The 22,081-nt window shown below is 37.1% G+C and carries 17 protein-coding genes; 5 read left to right on the top strand and 12 right to left on the bottom strand.

Annotation, left to right across the window (positions count from 1 at the left end; translation table 11 throughout):
- Positions 1 to 313 precede the first annotated feature (313 nt).
- The gene (locus ACFILO_RS05980) at positions 314 to 1,402 is read right to left on the bottom strand and encodes a 2'-deoxycytidine 5'-triphosphate deaminase (protein ID WP_375677978.1); all 1,089 of its coding nucleotides are present in this window, start codon (positions 1,400 to 1,402) and stop codon (positions 314 to 316) included.
- A 238-nt stretch (positions 1,403 to 1,640) separates the two neighbouring features.
- Between ACFILO_RS05980 and mutL the strand changes: the two genes are divergently transcribed.
- Together mutL and ACFILO_RS05970 are read left to right on the top strand one after the other, a co-directional pair.
- A complete protein-coding gene (gene mutL, locus ACFILO_RS05975) occupies positions 1,641 to 3,494 on the top strand; it encodes a DNA mismatch repair endonuclease MutL (RefSeq protein WP_375677977.1) in 1,854 nt (617 codons plus the stop codon).
- Between the two features lie 109 nt (positions 3,495 to 3,603).
- Positions 3,604 to 3,840, top strand: a complete 237-nt coding sequence (locus tag ACFILO_RS05970) for a DUF2093 domain-containing protein (RefSeq protein WP_375612380.1) — start codon at positions 3,604 to 3,606, stop codon at positions 3,838 to 3,840.
- Between the two features lie 19 nt (positions 3,841 to 3,859).
- Here ACFILO_RS05970 and lpxK read toward each other — a convergent pair whose 3' ends face one another.
- The 5 genes from lpxK to ACFILO_RS05945 form a co-directional block, all read right to left on the bottom strand.
- On the bottom strand, positions 3,860 to 4,900 hold the full coding sequence (lpxK, locus tag ACFILO_RS05965) for a tetraacyldisaccharide 4'-kinase (RefSeq protein WP_375653003.1): 1,041 nt from the start codon (positions 4,898 to 4,900) through the stop codon (positions 3,860 to 3,862).
- The gene (gene waaA, locus ACFILO_RS05960; RefSeq protein ID WP_375632488.1) at positions 4,890 to 6,212 is read right to left on the bottom strand and encodes a lipid IV(A) 3-deoxy-D-manno-octulosonic acid transferase; all 1,323 of its coding nucleotides are present in this window, start codon (positions 6,210 to 6,212) and stop codon (positions 4,890 to 4,892) included. Before waaA ends, lpxK begins: the two co-directional genes overlap by 11 nt.
- 1,371 nt (positions 6,213 to 7,583) lie before the next feature.
- Entirely contained in the window at positions 7,584 to 7,829 is a 246-nt protein-coding gene (locus tag ACFILO_RS05955; RefSeq protein WP_375612377.1) for a DUF4170 domain-containing protein, read from the bottom strand.
- Between the two features lie 46 nt (positions 7,830 to 7,875).
- Positions 7,876 to 8,682 carry a 3'(2'),5'-bisphosphate nucleotidase CysQ gene (locus ACFILO_RS05950; protein WP_375612376.1) on the bottom strand — a complete coding sequence of 269 codons (807 nt, stop codon included), beginning with the start codon at positions 8,680 to 8,682 and terminating at the stop codon, positions 7,876 to 7,878.
- On the bottom strand, positions 8,669 to 10,000 hold the full coding sequence (locus ACFILO_RS05945; protein WP_375677976.1) for a TldD/PmbA family protein: 1,332 nt from the start codon (positions 9,998 to 10,000) through the stop codon (positions 8,669 to 8,671). Before ACFILO_RS05945 ends, ACFILO_RS05950 begins: the two co-directional genes overlap by 14 nt.
- A gap of 841 nt (positions 10,001 to 10,841) precedes the next feature.
- On the opposite strand from ACFILO_RS05945, the gene ACFILO_RS05940 reads away from it, so the two are divergent.
- Positions 10,842 to 10,967 (top strand): hypothetical protein, encoded by a 126-nt coding sequence (locus tag ACFILO_RS05940; protein WP_375677975.1) that lies wholly within the window; start codon positions 10,842 to 10,844, stop codon positions 10,965 to 10,967.
- 228 nt (positions 10,968 to 11,195) lie between these two features.
- Here ACFILO_RS05940 and ACFILO_RS05935 read toward each other — a convergent pair whose 3' ends face one another.
- The 3 genes from ACFILO_RS05935 to ACFILO_RS05925 all read right to left on the bottom strand — a co-directional run bounded on the left by ACFILO_RS05935 (position 11,196) and on the right by ACFILO_RS05925 (position 14,137).
- Positions 11,196 to 11,645 carry a hypothetical protein gene (locus ACFILO_RS05935; RefSeq protein WP_375613517.1) on the bottom strand — a complete coding sequence of 150 codons (450 nt, stop codon included), beginning with the start codon at positions 11,643 to 11,645 and terminating at the stop codon, positions 11,196 to 11,198.
- Positions 11,646 to 12,189: 544 nt separating this feature from the next.
- Positions 12,190 to 12,756, bottom strand: a complete 567-nt coding sequence (gene rsmD, locus ACFILO_RS05930) for a 16S rRNA (guanine(966)-N(2))-methyltransferase RsmD (protein ID WP_375677974.1) — start codon at positions 12,754 to 12,756, stop codon at positions 12,190 to 12,192.
- Positions 12,737 to 14,137 (bottom strand): pseudouridine synthase, encoded by a 1,401-nt coding sequence (locus ACFILO_RS05925; RefSeq protein ID WP_375677973.1) that lies wholly within the window; start codon positions 14,135 to 14,137, stop codon positions 12,737 to 12,739. The genes rsmD and ACFILO_RS05925 overlap by 20 nt, the downstream gene beginning before the upstream one ends.
- A 269-nt stretch (positions 14,138 to 14,406) precedes the next feature.
- Here ACFILO_RS05925 and ACFILO_RS05920 point away from each other — a divergent pair, with 269 nt between their 5' ends.
- Positions 14,407 to 14,853 carry a nucleoside deaminase gene (locus tag ACFILO_RS05920; RefSeq protein WP_375632591.1) on the top strand — a complete coding sequence of 149 codons (447 nt, stop codon included), beginning with the start codon at positions 14,407 to 14,409 and terminating at the stop codon, positions 14,851 to 14,853.
- 650 nt (positions 14,854 to 15,503) lie between these two features.
- Here the strand turns inward: ACFILO_RS05920 and ACFILO_RS05915 are convergent.
- The 3 genes from ACFILO_RS05915 to ACFILO_RS05905 all read right to left on the bottom strand — a co-directional run bounded on the left by ACFILO_RS05915 (position 15,504) and on the right by ACFILO_RS05905 (position 21,090).
- A complete protein-coding gene (locus ACFILO_RS05915) occupies positions 15,504 to 15,995 on the bottom strand; it encodes a hypothetical protein (RefSeq protein ID WP_375677972.1) in 492 nt (163 codons plus the stop codon).
- A 178-nt stretch (positions 15,996 to 16,173) separates the two neighbouring features.
- A complete protein-coding gene (gene ileS, locus ACFILO_RS05910) occupies positions 16,174 to 19,089 on the bottom strand; it encodes an isoleucine--tRNA ligase (protein WP_375653800.1) in 2,916 nt (971 codons plus the stop codon).
- Positions 19,090 to 19,338: 249 nt separating this feature from the next.
- The gene (locus tag ACFILO_RS05905; RefSeq protein WP_375677971.1) at positions 19,339 to 21,090 is read right to left on the bottom strand and encodes an outer membrane beta-barrel protein; all 1,752 of its coding nucleotides are present in this window, start codon (positions 21,088 to 21,090) and stop codon (positions 19,339 to 19,341) included.
- Between the two features lie 687 nt (positions 21,091 to 21,777).
- On the opposite strand from ACFILO_RS05905, the gene ACFILO_RS05900 reads away from it, so the two are divergent.
- A partial coding sequence (locus tag ACFILO_RS05900) for an Arm DNA-binding domain-containing protein (protein ID WP_375677970.1) occupies positions 21,778 to 22,081 on the top strand: 304 nt, incomplete at its 3' end.

Here is a 22,081-nt window from a genome sequence, read left to right as displayed (position 1 = left end):
TTTTATTAACCTATTGATTTATTATAATAAATATGAATAACATATTGAATATAGTAAAATTCTTTCATTGTAAATTTTGTCATGATGAAATAATCAAAACTATTCTTTTGCACATCATAAATGGAGTTCGTATAGATAGAACCTCTTGAAAAAAGAAGTAAAAATGCCTCTCATACCCTCTCAAATGCAAGAGATGAGATAACCTTGGAAATTAAAAATAGAATGCATGACGCCAGTTTTGCGAAGCACAAAATTTTCTTTTATCTAAAATACGCTTTCTGCATACATGTTATCAAAATTCGTGGTTCCCAACTCATTTAAAATGCTTGGACAACTTTAAACCCTGTGCTTGATAATGTGATCCAACATCATGTCCATAAAGGGTTGATGGTCGATTAAGCATATGCTCATAGACCAAACGGCCAATAATTTGACCATGCTCTAAGATAAAAGGAACTTCATGGCTCCGCACTTCTAAAACCGCTCTTGCTCCTTTTCCACCCGCTTCCTTATGCCCAAATCCTGGATCAAAAAAGCCTGCATAATGCACCCTAAACTCGCCAACTAAAGGATCAAAAGGTGTCATTTCTGCGGCATAAAGCGGAGGCACATGAACAGACTCTCGTGAAACTAAAATGTAAAATTCATCAGGATCAAGAACCAACTCCCTTTGACCACGATCAAAAAGAGGTTCCCAAAAATCTAAAACGTGAGCAACGGCACGTTTATCAATATCAATAACACTTGTATGATGTTTACCACGATAACCTATAAGCCCGTTTTCGTTTCCCTTTAAATTAATGGAAAGACCAATACCACCAACACTAATATTAGGAAAATCATCCGATATCAGTGTTTCTTGCCTTTGCAAAGTATGCAACTCTATTTCATTTAAATAACTTTGCCCTTTTCTAAACCGAAGCTGTGATAAATGTGAGCCTGTATGCACCAAAATTGGAAATGTGCGTGGACTAATTTCCAAATAAAGTGGACCATGATAACCAGCACAAATTTTATCAAACTCCTGAGCATTATCCGTAATGACACGTGTAAAAATATCTAATCGTCCTGTAGAACTTTTGGGATTGGCAACAGCAGATAAGAATTCTGGTAAAGCTAAACTTTCTAAAAGAGGAACAATATAAACACACCCCGTTTCCAAAACGGCTCCACCTCGTAAATCAAACTCATGCAACTTTAACCGTTCAAGCTTATCCAAAACTTTTGTATCAGGTCCCGGCATAAAAGAAGCACGTATACGATAAGCTTTCTCCCCTAAACGAAGATCAAGACTTGCTGGTTGTATTTGAGATCTATCAAATGGATACTGAGCCTTGAGAAAGTTATTCTCGATCAAAGCTTGTATATCACTATCTGCTAAAATACCACTTATACGCGCCATATATATTGCCTTTCCTTTTTACATTGTTTCTTTTTTGACCTAGATGATAAACTGGTGCAAGCTATTTTAAAGTGATAAAAACTATTTTTATGTTTTTTCCAACCGACTTGTTAACATAAAATAAAATAGGAGGTATTGTAAAAATAATACCTCTCATGCTCTCTTATTCTTGAATGTCTCGCAAATGATGTTATCATAATTTTCTATAGAACCCTTAAGATTCCTGTTAGAATTTATTATGATTATACGCCATCTTAGCGAAAATATTATTAATCAAATCGCCGCCGGTGAAGTTATTGAACGACCAGCAAATGTTGTCAAAGAACTTGTTGAAAACGCTATTGATGCTGGTGCAACACGCATTGAAATTATTACAGCAAATGGTGGAAAAAATTTTATAAAGGTGAGTGATAATGGTTATGGAATTCCTGCAGATCAATTAACTTTAGCAGTTTCTCGCCATTGTACCTCAAAGATTACCGATGACGTACACAATATCTGCTTCCTTGGATTTAGAGGAGAAGCCCTCCCCTCTATTGGTTCTGTTGCTAAACTTAAACTCATTTCACGAACAAAAGATGCTGAGAGCGCTGCTGAAATTTCCGTTACTGCAGGAAAAATTGTAGGACCCAAACCAGCTGCTGCGAATCTTGGAACAATTGTTGAAGTTCGTGATCTTTTCTTTGTCACGCCAGCACGATTAAAATTTATGAAAACTGATCGGGCTGAAACAAATGCTATTAGCGATATGATTAAGCGAATTGCTATCGCATTTCCATATATCCGCTTTTCTCTTTCAGGACTAGACAGAACATCTATGGAATTGTCTGCTACAGAAAATAATATTCAAGGACAATTACAACGTATTACGCAGATTATGGGAAAAGAATTCGCCCCTAATAGCATTGCGCTGAATGCTGAACGCGAAGCGGTGCGCTTAACAGGTTTTGCCTGTTTGCCATCTTTCAACCGAAATAACAGCCTTCATCAATTTGCTTATGTTAATGGACGTCCCGTGCGTGATAAATTTCTATGGGGCGCTATCCGAGGCGCTTATGCTGATGTCATGACACGAGATCGTTATCCTGTCGCTATTCTTTTTATTGACCTCCCACCTGCTGAGGTAGATGTTAATGTTCACCCAGCCAAAGCTGATGTACGATTCCGTGATCCAGGATTAATTCGTGGTTTGATTGTTGGAGCTATTCGTGAAGCATTGCAGCAATCTGGTATTCGTCCTACTTCAACCCGTTCTGAAGCAATGCTTGCTGCATTTCAAACACAACAATCATTAGCACAACAACCATTAGGCAGTTTTAAGAACACGCACCAGTTCTCTTCTTACAGTTCACAACCTCATCATTTTACCAGTGCTTCAATGGTCCAAAAACCATTGGATAGTACTCACTCTTTTGATTTAAAAGAAGATGCCGCTCCTATTATGGAGGGCTTAAATACACCAAGTGGGGATGCATACATTCCAAGCACGACATCTTCATCAGAAGAGTTATCTTATCCATTAGGAGCGGCCAGAGCACAAATCCATAAAAACTATATTATCGCCCAAACACAAGATAGTTTGATCATTGTCGATCAGCATGCAGCTCACGAACGATTGGTTTATGAAGCACTCAAAAACGCACTTTATTCCAAACCACTTCCTTCACAGTTATTACTTATTCCTGAAATTGTAGAACTCTCTGAAGAGGATGCAACATGCCTTTTAACGCATAAAGATGCTTTGCAAAAATTTGGATTAGGAATAGAACCATTTGGACCAGGAGCAATTGTTGTGCGTGAAACACCTTCCATGTTAGGAGAGATCAATGTTCAAGCCCTTATTAAAGATCTCGCAGATGAGGCTGCTGAGTATGATACAACAAATAATTTAAAAGCAATGCTTGATTATGTTGCAGCAACGATGGCCTGTCACGGCTCAATACGGTCAGGGCGCCTTTTACGCCCCGAAGAAATGAACACACTATTACGACAAATGGAGGCAATACCTAATACAAGTACATGTAATCATGGACGCCCTACTTATATTGAACTCAAATTAGCAGATATAGAACGGCTTTTTGGCAGAAAATAAGCCCTTCTTCATTTTTACAAGAAAAATATTTTAAAATTAACTCTCGACTTTATAATATATTTTATGGCACTTTTCTTGAATCTCTTGTATCAAGTAAAAAGGAGTTGTAATGTTTCCCAATGGTGAACGCGAAGCAAAAATTTATTATTCTAATAACGGATATGACATTATAGAATATGGTACCTATACCATTTGTGCTGTTAGCGGACAAAAAATCCCTATAGATGATTTAAAATATTGGAATCATCACCGCCAAGAAGCATATGCTAGTTGTGAAATCTCCTATCAGCGCGAACTTGAGTGCAACCCATATCTCAAGCAATTGTTAAAAACAAAAGAAAAATAACCCCTCAAAAGCTATAAATTTAGCCTTTGCCTTTTAGACAAGAAAATTCAAGGGAACGTTTTCTAAAGCGGGTTATGACCTCTTCAAGGACCATACGACAGAAGTCTTTTTGAACAAAATCGACATTCACATCAAAGATAATAAGATTTTTCAAATCTTTTTGCATGTGAATTGTCTGTATACGGGTATAATCTTTAGCTGTTGTTGCGAGCCATAAATTGTGCATTTTAGCCTTTTGTATAAGGCTTTTTAAATTTTTATCTGTGAAAAAATAGTGGTCTGGATATATATAAGTTTGCACCACATCACCAGACAATTCTTTAATAGATTTAAAAAATTTATCTGGATTGCCAATACCAGCAAATGCCAAAAATGATTTTCCTGAAACCTCATCAGAGGCACTGGCTTTAAGATGAGCACGATATAAAGGCTTTCCAGTACGCGAAACAAGAAAAGCGACATTATCAGGCGCATTGGAGTAACCAATCAATAAAACACTATCCATAAAAGAAAACTGCGTTTTTAATGGTACGCGCAAAGGTCCTGCTGGAAAGACAGCTCCATTACCAAAACCGCGCATCGCATCAACAACGAGTAACGCATAATCCATATAAAGACGGCGACTTTGAAATCCGTCATCCATTAAAATAAGATTACATCCCTCTTGTTTAAGCCGTTGTGCCGCTGCATAACGATTAGATGATACAGCTACCAAAGCATGCCGTGCAAGTAAAAGTGCCTCATCTCCAACACTATATGGAGTATCATATTTTTCATTTACAAGATGTACCCCTTTAACTGATCCACCATAACCACGAGATATAATACCAGGTACGAAACCAAGTTCTTTAGCCACTTTTGTAAAAGCAATAACAACCGGCGTTTTACCCGCACCACCACATGTAAAATTTCCAATACACAAAACTGGCAGATCAATCACGGGAGGCTGTCTTGTCATAAAACGACTTGAAAAATAACCATACCCCCATGAAACTGGAGCTAACACAAAACGCAAAAAGCTTTTATTTTTCCACCAAAAACGAGGGGCGCTAATATGCATATCTACCCTGACGCTGACGTAACCCTGTTTGTATTACAAGGGGTTGTAAAAATGGATCTAAAATCTTTAATGTGCGCTCAAATGCACCTGCCATATCTGTCGCCACTTCATGAGCCTTATCAACCATTTCTTGCCGCAATGTTTCATTTGTTAAAAGCTTATACACCTGAATAGCAAGCTGTTTTGTATCTTGAACCATATATGCTGCATCATGCGTTAGAAATTGTTTGAACATCTCTTGAAAATTTGAAACATGAGGCCCTGTCAAAATAGCGGAACCAAGCAAAGCCAATTCCAATGGATTGTGTCCACCATTTCCACATAACGATTTACCAACGAAAGAAACTTTCGATAAGCGAAGAAAAAGTCCCATTTCTCCAATGGTATCTCCCCATAAAATATCGGTATTCATGTTTGGAACAGCATCTCTACTTCTACGAATAAAACTTAACCCCTTATTATCGCATTTTCTGATAAGATCTTCTGAACGTTCTGGATGACGAGGCACAATAATTGTTAATAAATCTGGCAAATAATTTTTAACAATTTTATGGACCTCAAAAGCAATCTCCTCTTCCCCTTCATGCGTTGAAACCGCTGCCCAAACTGGGCGATTGCCGATAGCATTACGATAACGTGCAAGCAATTCTTGATTTTCAACCAGAAAAACATCAGCCTTGAGATTACCAGAAAATGTAACAGATTTTACGCCAAGTGTATGGTAATAAGCTACATCTCTTTCATTTTGACCAATCGCCAAATCAATATCCTTAAAAATATGTTTGGCAAGAACACGTCGTTTTTGCCAAGCTTTAAAAGAACGTTCAGACATATGGGCATTAACCAAAATCTGCGGAATACGCATTTTTGCAAGTTCTTTAATACGAAGAGGCCAAATTTCTGATTCACAAATTAAGACGAGATCAGGCTTCCAATGACGAATAAAACGGCGCACTGCAAAATCTAAATCCAAAGGAGCATATTGATGAATCAACCTATTACCAAAATATTTTTTCACAAGAGTAGAAGATGTCACCGTCCCAGTTGTCAATAATACATTGATTTCCAATGATAAAATATAATTTATAAGTGGAACAAGTGCAAGTGTTTCTCCAACACTTGCTGCATGCAACCAAACTAACGAACCTTGGGGGCGTATATGAGAACTTTTACCTAAACGCTCTTTTTTGCGACACCACTCTTCTTTTCCACGAATAGCACGAAAGAACAAATAAAAAGGAATAACAGGACATAAGCAAAAACCAATCATTCGATAGCTTAAAAGAGCCGTATGTGCCTTTAATTCTACCATTTAAAATCACCTCATCCAGCTATTTTAAGATATCTATATACTTATTTTGTTAAAAAATTCATCAACACTATTGGTTGCATCCATATTTTTTAATATCATCCATATCTTAAATAAAAAAAGCTTAATCCATGAGACAATTCAATACATATACACATTATTTAAATCTCTTTTAATTAAATTTTGTAACTTATATCGATTTTATCACTTCATTCTGCACCCTATAAAAAATCTTATTCAAAAATAACAAAACTACATTTCAGTCGATTATAATTTTTAAAATATAAATGATAAACCTATGACATAGATTGTATCAATTTTTTCAACTCACTGAATAAATACTTCTTATGATTTTAATGAGACTTTGAATTTTGCACGTTGGTATTTTAGAGAAAAAGCTTATTTTTACATATGTTAGGTATTATCAATTTTTCAAAAAATAACCCATATAGACATTACAACCGAATATAAATACAACAAATAAAATGTGTTTAAAAGAAAGCTCAATCTCTATTATTTCATTTCAATAAAATGAATATGTCAAACTAACCTTAAAAAACTTTTGAATAGTATAGAGTTCTCATTTTAAATTGTGATATAATCTCTTAAAGGTAATCCAGAAAAATCTAATCTTGTTTAATAGAGAATTTCTTAAAAGTCTTAAAGCAATTTAAATAAGAGTTTTCAAAATTTTAAATCCTCTCTTTTCAGGAGGTCGCAATGATATATTATTCCTTTTAAGATTGTATATAATCAACACAAAATGATTAACTTATAGATTGTAGTTTTAAATGAGTACTCAAGAAATCCTTATGAGGTAAGTTAACTTCATAAATCTATTCAGTTTCTCTAAGTTTCTAATTTTGGTAAAGTTTCTAACGACTTTCATGGTTTCTAAGCTTATAGTAATAACTCGTTGAAAAAATTCCAATAGATAAGTAACGAGTGCTAATGATCTCAACAGAGTAGTAATTGCTATCATTAATAATGCTACTCTTTTTATTAATCTTAACGCATTAGTGTCTCATACCCCATTCAAAAGCAGAGTGACTATTCACAATATAATCATAAACTTCGAGTGATAGCTGTCATGATAATATTGCTGTTGTAAATAGGTTGATAGAAACTGTCTTGCATTTTTATTAAGCGTAAAGATGGTAGTGCAATAATGGATTTTATACCTTGCACGGACACTATTATGAAATGGGCTTGGGTGCTTTGGGAGATGTTTCTTAAAAAAACATATGAATTTTAAACAACAAGCATATTCTTTTTTACGGCATTCTATTTTACCCGAAGAACGTACCTATGAAAAGGACGACTAAACAAAAGCATGAAGCAATCTACAGGTTATAATGACCAAATATTCAAGCTTTATTCTGCATCGCCTAACTCAGCATCAAGAAACTGATGCAAATCTACAATGTAATAACGTTGTAATGCATTATCTACACTGCTTTGTGCTTTTGCCTGCCATGCTTCTTGAGCGGATTGATAATCTGAGAAAATACCAACCACATCTAACTCATCAGGATTCTTAAATTGATTACTGTTAAGATTTTTTAATTCCCCACCAAATACAAGATGTAAATATTGTTTTTTTTCTTTGGTTTCAGTCATATGTGCCTCCATATCATTTAGATTATCTTAGCGCGCTTTTACGTGATTAAACTAACTTTGTTTGACGAACAACATCTATCATATCTTGACAGCAATTATTTTTACCAGCAATTAAAAGTCCATACTGGTAAGGTTCAATTCCATAAGATAGTAAAGGGGCATCAAGCGATAAAAAACACCCTCCACACTCCTGCAAAATAAGATCAGCAGCGGCAATATCCCATTCATGACAATTTGGACGAACTAATACGATATCAATTTCATCTTGAGCAACAAGAACAATACGATAAGCAAGAGAAGGAAGATAATGGTAAAGACTGACTTGATTGAGAAAATCATCTGGTAATTTTTGTGCGAGCGATTTATCAAGTGAAATTTTATATTTTCGATGAACCTCAAAGGCTAAACGAGGAAGTTTTATCCCATTTAATGTTGCCCCTCCACCTGTTACAGCTGTATAAACATCTCCTTGAGCCGGACATTGTAGAACGCCCACAATAGGACGCCCATTCTCAATAATGGCAACCGAAATACACCAATAAGGATTGCCAGAAAGAAAACCACGCGTTCCATCAATAGGATCAACAACAAAAGAGCGCTCATAATAATCTTGTTTTTCTCGATTATCTTTTGTTTCTTCTGAAATCCATCCATAATTTGGACGAGCTCCAAGAAGCCTCTCTTTCAAGAAATGATCAACAGCAAAATCTGCTTCACTAACCGGGGAATTACCTTCTTTAATCCAGACATCCAACGTGCATCCAAAATACCGCATTGCTAAATCTCCTGCCTCTCGACAAACATCACGCAAAAGATTTAAATCAGAAGAATGATGCGTGTTATTTTCCTGCAAGTGTCATCCCTTCAATTAACAATGTTGGAGCAGCTGTACTATAACGCCGATCAATATCATTGGCAGGTGTTAAATGTGCTAACATATGAAGCAAATCAGAACCTAGCGTTACTTCACTTACCGGATAAGCAATTTCACCATTTTCAATCCAAAAACCGGAAGCCCCACGACTATACTGACCAGTAATAAAATCAATGCCATGACCGAATAATTCGGTCACATAAAATCCATTTCGCAAATCTTTTATCATATCGCAAGGTGATACTAAACCCGGTTCAATAGCAAAATTTGTACTGGTCGGCTGCACTAATGATGCCGAACGCATACCGTGTCCATTTGTTTTAAGTCCCAATTCACGTGCTGTAGATGATGAAAGAAGCCAATTTTTTAAAATACCATTTTCAATAATATTGAGTGTTTGCCCCTCTACCCCTTCTCCATCAAAAGGATGAGAAGCATTTCCACGTAATCGCAAAGGTTGATCGGTTACATTAACATTAGGCTTCATCACTTCCTTGCCTAGGAAATTCTGTAAAAGACTCGTTTTTCGAGCCACAGAGGCTCCATTGACCATAGATGCGATATGCCCTGCAATTCCACGAGCCGTACGCGGATTAAAAATAACATCAACGCTCCCAGTCGCCGCACGAACTGCACCCAAACGTCGAACAGCACCAAGCCCTGCATTCTTTCCCACAGTTTCTGCTGCCTCTAAATCAGAAAAATGTAAGGCTGTTGTATAATCATAATCCCGCTCCATCTGTGTTCCTTCACCTGCAAGAGCACTACAAGAACGTGAAAAACAACTTGAGCGATAGGCTCCACAAAAACCATCGCTGGTCACAAGAATAAACCCACTACGGCCATAAGCTGTTGCAGCGCCACCAGAATTGCTTACACCTTTAACATCAAGAGCTGCTGCCTCCGTTTTTAAAGCATCTTCTGTTAAAAAATGACTGCTGGGTACAAAATCATCAAAAAGATCAAGATCTTTAGGATACTTAACCAAACACTCTTTATCTGCCAAACCTTCAAATAAACTATCGGGAGAAGCTTTAGCCATCGCAACAGCACGTTCCGCAAGTTCTTGCGGATAAGATCCTAAATTAGCAGAAACACTTGCTACTTTTTTTCCAACAAAAACCCTTAGAGTAAAATCATTGCTCTCTGCTGCTTCTGTCGATTCGACTTTCCCAAAACGAACTGATACACTGGTAGAATGAGCATGAACAATAACAGCATCAGCAGCATCTGCTCCAGAACGCTTTGCTGCTTCAACCAGCGAAACAGCTTTCTCAATCTGGCTTTTGTCAGTCATTATAGACTCCCTAAAATATTTTATTATTTACATTGATAAGCATTCTGACAAATTTATACAAATCAGAATATAACTCTTGTGTATTGATTCATAAGATTATGCACATTCATGCATTCTTTTTCTTTTAATGCATTAAATCATTTCCCTTTTAGCTTCTTTATGAAAAAACGTAATATGCCGTAAAATCTCTTTAGTTTCAAGATTTCTCATGGGCCCTTATCATTTTAGGAGCCAAATCTCCACTGACAATCAAATCAACAGAACAATTGGCAATTAACAAAAGTCTTAGCTATAACACTTGAATTTAAGCCAAAATCCTCAAAAATTCGAAAAGCATAAAATGATCTAAATCACAGGTCTTCCTTCCTCTGGGTAGTAAAAAACTTATCTCATATCTTTCCTATAGCATTCTTTAATTTCCAAGCAAGAATCAAGAAAATACCTTATATTTGTATACACTTCTTTGCTTCTATAAACTCTCTCATAATGAGACGGCACTCTTGTAAATGAAACAAAACTTAAACAGAGTAAAAAATATTTCCTTCCATTATGGTTTCAACAAAATGAGCAGTCATAAACTTCTTTACCCTAATGGACGTAATATCATAAAGAACTCATTTTTATATTTAAAAGTAATCAAGAAATTATCTTGTAATCTTTCAATAAAATTAACAGTTTGATTTATACTTATAATTTATTGTTTTGTAATTTGTATAAAAAAGCCTAATATCATAAAATTCTCTCTGTTTCGAACCTATTCATGTTGAGTCAATCACAACTATTTGCGAGCAAATCATAAGTAAGGGGCGTATGAATGAAAACTATTTAAGAAGAAATCAAAATGCCTCTTATGAAGATTTTAAATGCAAAAAATATTGCAACATTAGAAACAGGCAAATATTATGACGATATGGACCTACATCATAAGAGAAGTAATGAACTTCTGAACCTTTCTCATTTTCAATGAAGAGAGCATCTTATAAGCTTTTATATATAAAAAAATTCAATGAATTTCATAAGATCTTTGGTGCAAAATTAATTTTCTCAGATGATTTAACTCGATTTCAACAGCTAACTAAAACCAAATCATAGCTCGCTCATCAATTTGCTATATACTCATAACTGATTTCATTCTAACAAGGCTAAGAGTTCTGTACCTTTTTTAAGGTATTAACTTCTTTATAAATGCATCCTCTTACAAAATGCTTTTGTTTTCAGTAAGAGCACGTCTGCTCATTTCAATCATTGCATCGCGAAGATGTAACTTAATTTTTGACCCAATAATCATTCCAAAGAAAGGAGAAAATAAACCAGACATGGTTACAGTATGACGAATTTTGTTATTTGAAGAACCCGATTTTGTTGAACAAATATATTCATGATTAAAACTCATACGTGTAAAAGGAAGTTTAGCATAATCAGAAAAACAAACATTTTTTATAACTTTATCAAGTGTAAAAGTTACTGTAGGTCCCTTTTTAGGTTTCATGCGTCCTATAGCGCCTTCTTTGAAAGGACCAGAAAGTTCTACCCACTCAAGTTCGTGATCCCAAGAAGGCCATTTTGCTACGTCCTCCCATATAGCCCAAATTTGCTCAGCTCTTGCTTCTGTGCTAATCTCTTCACTATATATCCATTTAAACATGATAATCTCCCTCTTTTTTACAAATCACTTATCTTTAGTGATAAAGAGTATTATAAAAAAGTACCCTTAAAGCTGCACAACGATAAGATACTTAATACTCTCAGATTTACTTAATATGTAATGATTAAATCAACAAGGGATACTACTAAACTAAACAGACAAATACTCAGGATAAATGAACAATATTTTCAATACTAAACAAAATATCTTTTTTAAATTTATACAATAACAAAAATAGAAGTTACGCATCATATAAGATATAAATGCAAACTGCACAGCTTAAAGCTTTCAACTGCTGATGAAATGTGATGATTAAGGTATAGCAGAAAAAAATTAAACAAAAAAGATCATAACTATTATCGAGGAATATATATCCTATTGGAGAAAAAACATCCTTCTGTAGTAAAGCTAATAAAAATTCATCAATTCCTTTAACATTAGAATCTTTTATTGATTTTCTACTTGACCTTTTAAAAACCATATAAAATGAAGAAAACTGTGTAAAAGCATTTTTTCATCCTATCGGATAAAAACAAGAACTTTCTCAAGATGTAAGCGATCGTAATTTATAGAGACGTATTGCTGTCTCACCATAAAAACGCTCATCGTCTAGATAAAAGACGTTAGGTAAATAAATCATTGTATCTTTCTTTTCTTCAAGTATGAAGAGTGTATCAGCTTTTGCCCACCCTCCTCGCAAAGCTTCTACAAAAGCACGTTCACCTAAACAACGGCTATAGGGAGGATCAGCGCAGATAACATCAAATGGCAGCATTGTGCCAATATTGCCAAGTTTGGTCGCATCACGACGCAAAATCCGTCCTATCGACTGTAATTCAAAGGCTTCTATATTTTTTTGAAGCAACCCACGCCCCTCAACCGAGTTTTCAACAAAAACAGCCGCCTTTGCTCCACGCGAAAGTGCTTCGATGCCTAAAGCACCAGTACCAGCAAAAAGATCAAGAATGCGTTTATTGGTCCAAAATTCTTCTTCACGGCTAGAAAGAATATTAAAAAGGCTTTCACGTGTACGATCACTCGTTGGGCGAATCGACTGATTAACAGGCGAAAACAAAACACGCCCAGCAAATTTACCGCCTATGATCCGCACGTGGACCTCCAAATCGCTTCGAAGTTTTTGCAGCGTCCCTATGTGGTTTAGATTTTTTCATAGCACCACCAAACGATTTTACCTTTTTCTTTCTCTCAAAAGAATGTTCATCATGATCACCTTTTATCATTTTCTCTTTATCCTTTAAAAAGCGATCTTTCTTACCAAAGGGATGCGTCTCGTCATAAGATATTTTGCCATGTTTTTGAACAAAACTTTCCCTCTTCTCTTTGTATGACGGATTTTCTTTTAGTTTTTCCTTGCCTCGATGAAATGATTTTCTACCATCCAAATCGCTCTTATGACCATGCGATTTCTCCTCACTATAAGAAGGCTTTCTACGTGCACTTTGCGGACGTGCACCAGGAGCCATCCAAACATTAGCTCGGCGAGAACGCGGTAGAAAACGCTCTGCTTTTCCTTCTTCACTTTTCTCCTTCTTTACATTCTCATGAGACTTTGTACTTAATCGTGCGCGACTATGTTCAACAGAACCATCTCTTGGTCGGCGTCGTATCGCCCTTTCACTTGAGAAAACCCAACCATCATTTGCAACAGAAAGATCTTTCTGGCTTTGCTTTTCTGCAACAACTGCAGAATTTGAAAATGGCTTAAGAATAGGAGCATCAAAATCTGCATTGGCTTGCATAATTAAACGCTCCCCCAACTGATCTCGTAACATCCGCCCTTTTAACTCTTGCACGGCTCCTTCTTCTAAATCAGAGAGATGAAATGGACCATAAGATACACGTATTAATCGATTAACTGATAATCCCAATGCCCCTAAAACATTCTTTATTTCACGATTTTTTCCTTCTCGCAAAGCGACAGAAAGCCATACATTCGACCCTTGTTCGCGTTCAATTGATGCTTCAATCGAACCATAAAAAATACCATTAATCGCAATACCATTTTTAAGGTTATCCAACGCGCTCTGCTTGACTCTTCCATGAGCACGGACACGATATTTGCGGACCCACCCCGTTACAGGAAGCTCTAATACACGCGCTAAGCCACCATCATTGGTTAAAAGCAAAAGCCCTTCCGTGTTAATGTCAAGCCTTCCAACAGAAAGAACACGCGGCATTCCTTTTGGTAAATTACTAAAAACTGTAGGTCTGCCTTCAGGATCACGGTTCGTGGTGACAAGACCTGCTGGCTTATGGTAAAGCCATAAACGCGTTCGTTCTATAGGAGGTAAAGGTTTGCCATCAACTTTAATAACATCAGAGCGGCTAACATTAAAAGCAGGCGTTGTCACGACTTTACCATTCACAGAAATACGACCTGCAACAATCATCATTTCTGCATCTCGACGCGAAGCAATACCAGCACGCGCTAACCTTTTAGCAATTCGTTCACTCTCATTATTTTCATTCATTTGCGTTTCAAACCAATCTTTGCAAGTATGTTCAGAAAATTATTCACATGCACCATACCGCTTATCCTGAAAAAGGAAGTAGCATAATCATTTATCATTTTCTATCCTTTAACGACAATAATGTATCTGTCGACTTGCAAGTTTGTTTTAAACTCTTAAAAAAATAGAGGTATTCTTTTCATTATAAAAGCGTAATAAATTATTCATTCCATAGCATTCCTTATCGAGATAACCTTTAGATTTTCTATACCTTCAGTAGAAAGAATATTATGACTTTGACGCCCATGGAAATAGCCCTTTTAGAAGCGCAAGAGGCTGCAAAAAAAGATGAAGTTCCCGTAGGTGCTGTCATTACACGTGGAAAAGCTATCATTGCACGCGCTGGTAACTTTATAAAATCTGCATATGACCCTACAGGACACGCAGAAATACGCGCAATCCGTATGGCTTGCGAAACATTGCAAAACGAAAGGCTTCCTGATTGCGATCTTTATGTAACACTTGAACCTTGTGCTATGTGTGCCGCTGCCATTTCATTTGCACGCATACGACGTCTCTATTATGCAACAAATGATCCCAAAGGAGGTGCTATAGAAAATGGCCCACGTTTTTATCAGCAACCAACCTGCCATCACAAACCTGAAATTTATTCTGGTTTCAAGGAAAAAGAAGCAGCTCAATTACTTAAAGACTTTTTTATACAAAAGCGATACTAAAAATAATTCTTCTTCCATAACTTTCACTCTTTAAAAACTATCCTACTTCTCAAAAAAGACTGTTAATTCTTCTGATATATATATATAGCAAAAGCTATTTCGAAGCATTTTTTCTCTCTTTTAATTCTGCATATTGTTTCTATTAGATGATACATTCATTCAAAAGAATAATTCATTATTTTGTATATAAAATATAAAGTCCAAAATATCGTAGATATGCTCTCATTTCAAATTACATTGAAACAGTAAAAATCACTTTCTTGCACATCATAAGCGGAATTATCGTCTGGATAAAGAACGTTTTAGAAAAGACTAAAAATGTCTCTTATGAAAGCTCTCAAATGCAAGAATTATCGCAACATTGGAGTCTGTAAAATAAAATGATGGTATCCACTTTCTCCTTCCTAAGCATAAAGTATTGGAGCACAATAGATTTTACGTTATACTAGCCACATGAGCAATGTTGTAAAATGAGCTTGAGAAATGTTTCGTGTTAAGGAAACGCATAAGGAATCTCTCGATGCTGTTGTCATATTGCTATTTCATGAGAATACCCCCCTCCTACAGCAGCATTATAACTGCGCGCGAATGAGAGCTTGGTATCATAAGTAATTGGAAAAATACTTTACTTTAAATGTTTTGTCTTTTCCCTATCGATCAATAGGTGCGGTTTTTGCCGGTTGGCGATAACTTAAAGGTGGTTCAGTGAGATAGCGACGGTATTTTGAACTTCCAACTTGTGCTCTCTGACGACGTAAATATTCCTGTCGTTGCTTCGCATTCAACTGTGAAGGATTTTCTGAACCAACGCCATTAACTGACGATCCTTTGTGAGGAAAAGGAGTATTTCCTTGATGCTTCTTCGATGCTGCCATTTCATTGACAGATCTATCTTGTTGTGGTACCGGCAAAAATCTGCGTGAACTAGGGCTTGGTATTACAAGTTTTGGATGAGGTTTCATAACAATCTGGCTGCTGTTATTTGTTGGTGTTAATGAAGTGATATTAGCAACATCTTCAAAAAACTGTATTGAAACTGGTTTATTGGTACCATAGGTAGGAGCGGATAAATTGCATCCCGTTAAAACAAAGCACATCCCTAAAATTCCTATTGGAAATATTTTTATTTCACGTTTTCTCACTGCCTATTCCATTTCCTAGGTGTATGGCTGATTAATATTCCCGTTATTTATGAGAGAACGGTCCATACACAAATTTCCCCCCCTGCAGATAAAACAACGGAATTTTTTTCGTACCACAAAAAACTATATTCATCAATATGAGAAATTTACTTGCATTTCTTTCCTTTGATCTAAAACTTTAAATCTTGCCAAGAATCTGCAATTCCCGCAAAGCAGCTGCATCACGAGCAGATACATCCGGATAAGCTGGATCACTTCCAACATCTTGTGTATAACGCCATGATCGAGCACATTTTTTTCCTAATGCCTTCTCTGGATATACACCAACACCTTCAACATCATTCAAAGTAAAAGCATCAGAAGGTATCGTGTCCTGCGTAATTGTGAGTGCACTGGTAATACAGATCTCCGCCATATCCACATTTTCTAATGCCTCTCGTAAAACCAGATTGGAAATAAAAACAATAGGCGCAGCTTCCAAAGAGGATCCAATACGCTTATTAGCACGTTCAAGCTCTAAAGCACCTGTCACAACTTTACGGACCTGCCGAATTTTTTTCCAACGCTCAGCCAAAGATTGGTTTTGCCATTCTTCTGGTACAGAGCGAAATTGTTCCAAATGCACCGATTGGCTTTCTGGATAACGCTCTAACCAAGCTTCCTCCATAGTAAAAGGCAACATTGGAGCAAGCCATGTGACCATACGCTCAAAAATCTCACGGACAACCTGCAAGGAGGCCTTGCGTTTTTTTGATGAAGGCGCATCACAATAAAGAGAATCCTTGCGGATATCAAAATAAAATGCCGATAACTCAATGATTGAAAAATCCAATAATGCACGCATAATCTTTTTAAAATCAAATTCATCGTAAGCGCGATTAATCAACTGATCAAGTTCAAAAAGCCTATGCAATATAAATTTTTCAAGATCCGGCAGTGCACCATAAGATACTTCTTCTCCATCATCATGTGCTAAAGTTCCTAGCATCCAACGAATTGCATTGCGTAGTTTACGATATGAATCCACATTTGTTTGAAGTATTTTTTTGCCTAAACGCTGATCTTCCCAATAATCGGCTGTCATAACCCAGAGACGAAAAATATCAGCTCCAGATGTTTTAATGATTTCTTGCGGAACAACCGTATTGCCTAAAGATTTAGACATTTTCTTACCATTCTCATCCAAAGTAAAACCGTGTGTGATCACGGACTTATAGGGAGAACAAGCACGCGTACCACAGCTTTCCAAAAGAGAAGATTGGAACCATCCGCGATGTTGATCTGAACCTTCAAAATAAACATCAGCAGGCCATTTCAAATCAGCCCGATCTTCTAACACAAAGCTATGGCTTGCTCCAGAATCAAACCAAACATCCAAAATATCATAAACCTGTACCCAAGGCTCATGTGCACGCTCACCTAAAAAACGTTCACGTGCTCCTTCAGCAAACCATGCATCTGCCCCTTCTGCTTCAAAAGCCCGTAAAATACGCTCGTTCACACCTTCATCTTTTAGAATAACACCATCCTCATTTGCAAAAATACAAATAGGAACACCCCAAGAACGCTGACGAGAAAGAACCCAATCAGGACGATCTTCTATCATAGAAGCTAGGCGGTTTTGTCCAGAAGATGGCACAAAACGCGTTTTTGAAACAGCTTCCAAAGCCCGACTACGTAAAGTTGAACCATCCCCAAAATCTTTATCCATTGAAATAAACCATTGCGGTGTATTGCGAAAAATAACGGGTTTTTTTGAACGCCAACTATGGGGATAGGAATGCTTTAAACGCCCCCGTGCAAACAATCGATCTGCTTTAATTAAAGCATTAATGACCTCTTTATTGGCATCACCCATTTTTCCATTATCATCAATAACACGTGCAGGTCCTCCTTCACGATCTGGTCCTAAACCTGGAACATCTTTCGTATAGAACCCTGCATCATCAACAGGAAACGGTATAGATGAATCAATCCCCGCTTGCTCCAGTAAGGACTTATAATCATTCCAAATTTCAAAGTCCTCACGCCCATGGCTTGGTGCTGTATGGACAAAACCTGTACCAGCACTCTCTGTTACGTGCGAACCATCAAGCAATGGAATTTTATAATTATACCCTCCAGCTAAACCTTTGAGTGGATGAGAAAGAACAAGAGCTTTCAACTCTTCAGAAGAAATAACACGCAAATGCTTCAAAACAAGTTTGGCTTTTTCTCCACAACTCATCGCTAAAGCGTCTGCAAAGAGAAGCTTTTCTCCCACTTGAGGACCAAAATCATTTTCAGCACTTTCAACTTCGTAAATACTATAAGAAATTTGCGAAGAATAACTCACTGCACGATTGCTTGGAATCGTCCACGGTGTTGTTGTCCAAATGACGACATGAGCACCATATAAATCATCAGAATTTGCTTCAAAAACAGGAAACTTAACCCAAAGCACCTCTGATTCATGATCATGATATTCAATCTCAGCCTCTGCCAAAGCCGTACGTTCCACAACAGACCACATCACTGGCTTGGAACCACGATAAATCTGATCTGACATAGCAAATTTTATCAATTCACTGGCAATGCGTGCTTCTGCATGAAAAGCCATTGTAGTATAAGGCGTGTTAAAATCTCCCACAACACCAAGGCGTTTAAATTCTTCACTTTGAATAGTTACCCAATGCTGTGCAAATTCACGGCATTCTTGACGAAACTCGTTAAGAGGTACCTCATCCTTATTTTTTCCTTGTGCTCGATATTTTTCTTCAATTTTCCATTCAATTGGAAGCCCATGGCAATCCCAACCAGGTACATAATTTGCATTAAAACCGCGCATTTGGAATGAACGAACAACCACATCCTTTAGAACTTTGTTTAAAGCATGCCCAATATGAATATGACCATTTGCATAAGGCGGACCATCATGAAGAATATAAAATGGACGATCTTTTGCTTGTTGGCGCAATTGCGCATAAAGCCCCATATCTTCCCAACGCGCCATCAATTCAAGCTCTTTTTGCGGAAGCCCTGCACGCATAGGAAAATTTGTCTGTGGGAGATAAAGAGTTTTTGAATAATCTATTGTTTCATTTTTCACAGTCATTGTGAAATATCCCTGTCCACTTTTACGATTTCATTTTTGCATAACTTCCCTGAACCCTGCAACTCTGGTTTTTATCTATAGGGAAATCCGAGCTTATCATTCGTATTAAGCAGCGATCAAGAAAATATATCATCACAATCTATGGGCTTTATCATGAAATTCACAAGAAAAGAAACCAAAAAGTGATCTTAAAAAAAAATAAAGGCTCCACTGACAGTGGAGCCTTTTAGAAATTTACTCTTTAAAAAATTAGAATTTATAAGCTACACCAACACGGAAATCATTGGTTTTGTAGTTAACTTCAAGTTTTTCCTTTGCAAATTTCTTTTTACCAAAATCAGAGTAACGATATTCAGCACGTACAATCACATTATCTAGAAGCGAGAAATCAACGCCACCACCAAGTGTGTAACCAATCATGGTTTTTGTTTCATCAGCTAAGTTCTTAGAAGAAACGACTCTTCCATCCTCATCCTTAACAGATATTGATACAGTGTCTTGGAATTGCCCATAAGCAATACCACCAGCAAGATAAGGCATAAAGCGATCAGCAGCAAAACCAATACGTACCCGTGTAGCACCACCCCAATTTTGTTTGAAAGTATGACTTAAAGTTTCAACTGCATCCTCTTGATCAAGACCAAGTTCAGAAGCCATCTTTTTTATTTGTTCTATACCATATACACTGGAAGCGTTCTTATCCACCGCTTGTGTACTTTGTGCACCGTGTCCAGACATATTCTGTCCACCATGAGAACGAGAAGCATGTGGATTAGTACCATTCGGATGAGCACCAGAGCTATGCCCACCTGCATGAGGTGCACCATGTGCATTAGCATTTCCACTACTATGGGAAGAACTATGATGACCTCCCTGTTGGGCTCCGCTTATTCCATTAGAAACTTTTGTCTCTGAACCATTGGATGATCCTGATCTCGCGAGTACAAGTGATGAACTCGGTACTGTTCTTTCTACTGCCGATGGTTGTACCGATGTAGGTGCTTTTGCTGCTGGCTGTACTGCTGGTGCGGTTGCAGTAGGTTTTACTGGTGCAGGTTGTACTTGTGCAGGCACTACTAATACAGTATTTACAGGCGCATTAGCTCCATTTGCCCTTACGCCTGATGACTGATCTACTACAGCTGATCGCGATGCTGATGTTCCTACTCCTGTTGTAAGGGATGTCGGTTTAAGTGCAGCTGGCTGTGATCTACCTACTTCACCTAACGATGCCCCTCCTGTATCTGATCTTCCCAATGAGGACGATACCGCTTGCACTGTTTTAGGGGAGACTGGTTGTGTTAGCGACGATTCAGATGGCGTTTTTGATGATGGTGTTGGAACTCCTGATGTTCTTTCCGACGTCACTGTTTTTCCTGCTGTTGCACTAACATCGCTAGACTTTCCAGTTGTTGCTGATTGATTTGATTGTGCTTCTCCTGCTCGTGACGATTGAACTGTAGTTACTGGTTGAGCTGGTGCTTGACTGGATTGCGTTCCAACAGATTTTTCTGAAGCGGATCCTTGTGTTCCTTCTGATGTTACTGCTCGAGGGACTGGAAGCGTTTGTGTTTGTACTGATCTGCGGGATCTTACGACTGCATTTTCTACTGTAGTGTTATCAGCCGCACCTATGGTAATGGTCTTTGTGTGTTTTTTTCCAGATACCATTAAATCCGTATCGATACCAAAAATAAAGTTGTCACCGAGATCAATATTAGAACCTGCATAAAAACCACCTGCAAAACCTGAAAGTTTAGGAGAGAACTCTTTATCCAGTGGTAAACTCTTTTCTTGACCAACAAGAGCCATATCAGCTTTGCTCGAAAAACCACCAGCTTGGACACCTAAATAAAGACCTGTCCATGAAAAAGTAGGTGCAACAATGGTAGAAGCAGTCGATGATGCTGGCTGATGAGGAATCATAACATCAGCAGCTAGTGCTGTAGACGCTGAAATTAAAGAAAAAATAGACGCTGTTATTAAACGTTTTGTATTCATAAAATCTCTCCAAATATCCAAAATGAAATTCATATAGAGCATCTTTTCTGAAATATCTGTAGCAAAAATGACACACTCACAAAAAAATAAAGAATTTTTGAAAATAAGGCTTCTTAAACTTTTAATTTTGCATTCAATGAGAATTTGTAAACTAAATCAGACTAAAATTATGTGTCTTAAAGTTTGATTCATTTTCATTAAAGTTTCGCATAACTGTTAATGATAATATTCTTTATAAATTTCTTTTACCAAAATCTAAATAACAGTATTCTGCATACAATAAACTATTATCTGTTATTGCAAAATCAATACCAGCGCAAACAGTGAAATCAAATTCAATTATTGCCTTTTTTAAAACCAAGCGCCATCAAAGTTCCATCTATTTACCAGCATGATCTACTTTTAGTACTTTAGCAATAGTATTTTTTATCTAAAATTTAGAAAAACAAAGAACTTATTCAAACACTCACAAAAAAACTTTTAAATTCTTTGCATAAGCATCTTCATCACGCCACATCACTTTGATTTATAATGATAACTTAGTTTTTTTCATATTGAATGAAAAAACTAATACTGTAGGATTTTATCATTCCAAACCTGTTTATGTTGTATTAATCAAAACCACTTGCTTGCACATCACAAGCGGGGTTGATGTGTGGGTAAAAATTGTACAAGAAAGGAGTAAAAATGGTTCTTATGAATCATCTTAATGCAAGGGCTGTCGCAACATTGGGAGCTGGTAAATATAATGATGGTGCCGGCTTGCTTCTTCACAAACGTAAAGATGGTGGTGCTCAATGGCTTTATCGTTATACCATTCATGGTCGGCGCCGCGAAATGGGCTTGGGTGCCTTGCGAGATGTTTCTTTAAAACAAGCCCGTGAATTGGCAACTAGGTGGCGGGCTGTTTTACGTGAGGGGCGTGACCCCATTAAAGAACGCGATAAACAAAAGCGTGAAGCAATAAGCAATCTCCATTACTTAAAAGACA

Origin of the sequence: Bartonella sp. AP72JLCBS, assembly GCF_042195705.1 — a bacterium.
GTDB lineage: Bacteria > Pseudomonadota > Alphaproteobacteria > Rhizobiales > Rhizobiaceae > Bartonella.
The sequence above is the reverse complement of the archived record's forward strand: the minus strand, read 5'-3'. Positions and strand labels throughout refer to the sequence as shown.